A 4,383-nucleotide genomic window follows, 5' to 3' on the forward strand; every position below is an offset into this window, starting at 1 on the left:
GGCCGGAGGAGCTGTCCGAGCCCGAGTCGAAGAACATCATCTGGCTGGTCGAGAAGTACAAGAACATCAAGTTCATGATGTCGGTGCACTCCAACGGCGGCCAGCTCTTCTGGCAGCCCGGCGCCTACATCGCGGACGGCCGGATCACCACGCCGCGCCCGCCGCTGGGTGACGAGGCGTTCTACTGGCAGTCTGCCGCCCGGATCCTGTCCCAGGTCAAGGCCCACCGGGAAACCGTCGTCACGCCGGAGAACGTCGGCGGCTCGTCCGACGTCCTGTACTCCTCAGCGGGCAACGTACGCGAGGACCTTTACCACACCTACGGGATCTACGCGTTCGGCTGGGAGGTCGGGGGCTCCGTCTACAACCCGGCCACCGGTGACTGGCAGGGCGGTTCGTTCCAGCCGGAGTGGGACGGGAACCCCGAGCTGGTCAGTGGCCACGCCGAGACCATGGAGTACGCCAACGGGATCATGGAGATGTTCCGGGTCGCGGCGGACTGGGGCAGGGACAACAAGAACCCGACGTCCCAGCTGGTCCCCGGCGCGGGGCGTTACTCCGGGCCTGTCGACGTGCGCTTCGAGACCAGCGAGCCGGCCACCATCTACTACACGACCGACGGCAGCCGGCCCACGCTCGAGTCGCCCCGCTACGCGGCGACCGAGTTCCGTGAGCCGGGGCAGGTGTTCCACGTGACCGAGACGACGACGTTCCGCTGGTTCTCGGTCGACAGCGCCGGCAACATCGAGAAGAACTACGACCCGACGAAGAACGACAAGCGCAACAACTACCGCACCGCGACGATCAGAATCGCCAAGAGGTAGCGCCCCGCGGCAATCGATGCCCCGTCGGTGCGGACCACCCGCGCCGACGGGGCAACCTCTGCATGAACACGTCACGCCGCTCAGCGGCCGTACACCTCCAGCTCCCACAGCGAATAGCCGTACGCGGGCAGAGCCCGCTGGGTGCCCTGGACACGTAGGTAGCGACCGGTCGCCGAGACGGCGATGTCGTCCACACCGCCGTCGCCCGTGGTCGTGGTGTGCACCGGTGACCAGGTGGCGTTGTCCGGGGAGACCTGGATCTGGTACGCCCGCGCGTACGCCGCCTCCCAGGTCAGCCGGACCCGGTCGAGGGTGCGGGACGCGCCGAGGTCCACCGAGATCCACTGCGGGTCGGCGTACGCGCTGCCCCAGCGGGTGGTCGTGATGCCGTCCACGGCGTTGCCCGCCACGTGCGTGCTCCCCGGCTCCACGCTGGAACTAGTGACCGGCCTGCCCCGGGAGAGCAGGGTGCTGCCGGCCGCGGTGCCGTAGACGTTGAGGTCCCACAGCGAGTAGCCCCACTGGGTGGCGCGTTGGGTGCCGTACACCCGCAGGTAGCGGCCGGTGCCGGTGACGGTGAGGTCGTCGACGCCGCCGTCGCCGGTGGTCGTGGTGGACACCGGCGACCAGGTGGCGTTGTCCGGCGACACCTGGACCTGGTACGCCCGCGCGTGGGCCGTCTCCCAGGCCAGCCGAACCCGGTTGATCGCGTACGAGGCTCCCAGGTCGACGGTGATCCACTGCGGGTCGGCGTACGCGCTGCCCCAGCGGGTGGTCGTGTTGCCGTCCACGGCGTTGGCCGCCGCGTGCGCGCTGCCCGGCTCGACGCTGGACGCCGTCACCGGCCGGCCCTGGGCCAGGTCGGTGGCGGGCGGCTCACTCGGGCCGTCGGTCCTGACCCGCACGTTGCGATAGTTGATGTCCATTCCGGCGCCGTCGTTCTGCAACCCGATGTAGCCGTTGGCGATGGCCCGGCTGCTGACGTAATCGTTGATCTTGACGCCGTTGAGCCAGATCTCGACCCGCTGGCCGTGCACGCCGATCTCGTAGGTGTTCCAGGAGCCGGGTGGGTTGAGCGCCGCCGCGCGGACGGCCTGGTTGGGTGCCTGGAAGCTGTAGACGCTGCCGGTGGTGCGCGTCGGGTCGCCGTCGGTGGCGTCGATCTGGATCTCGTGACCGGCGGCGACCGGGCCCCATGGGTCGCCCTGCGGATCGGGGAACCCGATGAAGACTCCACCGTTGTCGTCGCCCGGCATCATCCAGTCGACCTTGAGCGAGTAGTTGGCGAAGGTACGCACCGGGTACCAGAGCAACCCCATGCCACCGTTCGACGTGAGGGTGCCGTCGGCCAGGGTGAAGCCGCCCGGCCCCGCCTGTCGCCACTGCCCGAGGCTGGCCTGGGTGCCGTCGAACAGCGGGGTGTAGCCGGGCTCCGGCCGGCAGTCGGCCGCCACCGCGCCCGCCGCCACCTGGATGCCGCCCAGCAGCATCCGGGTGAAGTTCGGGTCGGTGTAGCTCTGCTCGGTGTGGCCGAGGCCGGTGTACCAGGAGCGTCCGCCGCCGTAACTGTGGCACCAGGTGATCGGGTGATCACCGCCCATCGACCCGCCGGTGTACGACGACTCGTCGAGGTTGGCCAGCACCTTGACCGCCGAGCGGGGGTTGGTTCGGTAGTTGTACCACTCGTCGGTGCGGGTCCAGGTCGACGGCAGGTGCGCGGTCGAGACGTTGGCCCGGTCCTCGACCCGCACTGTCGCCTGCTGGGTGGCCGGGTGCGAGGCGAAGTACCCGCCGACCAGCCCGCCGTACCACTGCCAGTCGTACTCGGTGTCCGCGGCGGCGTGCACTCCGACGAAACCCCCGCCGGCGCCCACGTACGCCTCGAAGGCACCCTGCTGGCCGGCGTTGAGCACGTCCCCGGTGGTGCTGAGGAAGACCACCGCCTGGTACTGGGCGAGGTTGGCGGTGGTGAAGGTCGCCGCGTCCTCGGTGGCGGTGACTGTGAAGCCGTTCGCCGCGCCGAGCTGCTGGATGGCGGCGATGCCGTTGGGGATGGAGGAATGCCGGAAGCCGGCGGTTTTGGAGAAGACCAGGACCTTGCCCAACGGTGCGGCCTCGGCAGGGGCCGAGGTCACCGTCGCCGCGCCGGCGGCGAGGGTGAGTCCGGTGACGACGGCGGCGGCGAGCGGAGTCAACTTCATCGACACGATCTCCTCTGGATCGTCGTGCGGATGCAGGTCTCGCACCCCGGGAAGTGCCCCGGTGTGCCCGCGTCCGCCGAAACGAGGGCGATGTCGAGACAACGCGGAGCGGCGTCACCGTGCCGGGTTGACGGCAACCGGATGAACATCGATCCACATCGTTGATGTGCAGTTAACAACGGGCGCCAGTGAGGGTCAATCCCTTGGGATGGCCCGGGTTTCCTCAGGAGCGGTGAGCCGCCACGTTGATGACGTTGCCGTCCGGAGCGCGGACGAAGAACCTGCGCACGCCCCACGGCTCGGTGGTCAGCGGGTGCACGATCTCGTAGCCGAGCCGCTGTGCCTCCGCATAGGCGCCGTCCACGTCATCCACCTGCACGCTGATGACCGAGTCCTCGGGTGCGGTCGCGTCGCCGGAGACGAGCTGCACGGCGGCGGCCCCGACGCCATTGTCGGCGTCAGGCGAGGTGTAGCGGGCCACCCAGCCGAGGTTGAACTCCTCGGTGCCGAGACCGAGGAAGTCGGTGTAGAAACCCTTAGCGGCGCCGATGTCAGCCACCGGAAGGTTGGGGAGAATACGGATCACGCGCACGCGGACCTCCAGCTCAGACGTCTCGGCCCGCTCGATTATCCGCCTGACATGACCCTGACCGCGCACTCCGGTCCTGGCGCGGCGACGGGTGGTCCTGGGCCCCTAGTCTGATGACCATGAAGACGCGCAGGCCGGTGCTGGTGGTCGCCCTCGTCACGGTTGCCACGATGGTGCTGGTGGCCGGCGGGTGCGTCGCGGCCGGAATCCTGGCCGTCCGAGATGATCCTGCCGACCTGCGTTCGTGCCAGAAGTCGTTGCAGGTCGCCGAGGCGAAAGTTCGGACCGACCGCTGGGATCCGCCAGAGGAGATGCCGGACCTCGGCGATTACCTCGAGATCCACTGGCAGTTGCGTGCCAGCGGCAATCCGTGTTCCCGAGCGCCCGGCCCGACGGACTGGGCGTACCAGGGTGTGATCAAGCTGCGGCCGGAAGACACCAGAGCGTTGGCAGAGCGGTACGAATTTCGGCCCTGGTCCTCCGTCAACCTGGATGAACTGTCCCACTCCAGCAAGCCCACGGACGCCTGGTCGGCCCTCGTGCCCTTTCTGCCGACCGCGCCGACATGGCTGCACAGCACGTTGTACAACGAGGGGAATCCGTCGACACGATGGCGCGTCGGATTCCTCGACGTCGAGCATCAGACGCTCTTCTTCATGCTGAACGACCACTAACTTGATCTTTAACCTGCGGGGCGGTGGCATCGACCCCGGCTGATCATGGGGACAGCCCTTGGTCGATCATTCCTCTTGTCTAGGGAAGAAGATCG

At 68.4% G+C, this 4,383-nt stretch carries 4 protein-coding genes; 2 read left to right on the plus strand and 2 right to left on the minus strand.

The window, feature by feature from the left end:
- The coding region (locus ABZ749_RS30165) for a M14 family metallopeptidase (RefSeq protein ID WP_357233733.1) at positions 1-824 on the plus strand (824 nt) is incomplete at its 5' end.
- Between the two features lie 80 nt (positions 825-904).
- Here the strand turns inward: ABZ749_RS30165 and ABZ749_RS30170 are convergent.
- Together ABZ749_RS30170 and ABZ749_RS30175 are read right to left on the minus strand one after the other, a co-directional pair.
- Positions 905-3,025, minus strand: a complete 2,121-nt coding sequence (locus ABZ749_RS30170; RefSeq protein ID WP_357233735.1) for a ThuA domain-containing protein — start codon at positions 3,023-3,025, stop codon at positions 905-907.
- A 223-nt stretch (positions 3,026-3,248) separates the two neighbouring features.
- On the minus strand, positions 3,249-3,617 hold the full coding sequence (locus tag ABZ749_RS30175; protein WP_357233737.1) for a VOC family protein: 369 nt from the start codon (positions 3,615-3,617) through the stop codon (positions 3,249-3,251).
- A 110-nt stretch (positions 3,618-3,727) separates the two neighbouring features.
- Between ABZ749_RS30175 and ABZ749_RS30180 the strand changes: the two genes are divergently transcribed.
- Positions 3,728-4,288 carry a hypothetical protein gene (locus ABZ749_RS30180; protein ID WP_357233739.1) on the plus strand — a complete coding sequence of 187 codons (561 nt, stop codon included), beginning with the start codon at positions 3,728-3,730 and terminating at the stop codon, positions 4,286-4,288.
- The last annotated feature ends 95 nt before the right edge of the window (positions 4,289-4,383 follow it).

It is taken from the genome of Micromonospora sp. NPDC047753 (assembly GCF_040642735.1).
GTDB lineage: Bacteria > Actinomycetota > Actinomycetes > Mycobacteriales > Micromonosporaceae > Micromonospora.

What these genes read in the sequence shown, in the direction of transcription:
- ABZ749_RS30170 (WP_357233735.1), bottom strand. Translation starts at nt 3,025, where the DNA reads ATGAAGTTGACTCCGCTCGCCGCCGCCGTCGTCACCGGACTCACCCTC.
- ABZ749_RS30180 (WP_357233739.1), top strand. Translation starts at nt 3,728, where the DNA reads ATGACCATGAAGACGCGCAGGCCGGTGCTGGTGGTCGCCCTCGTCACG.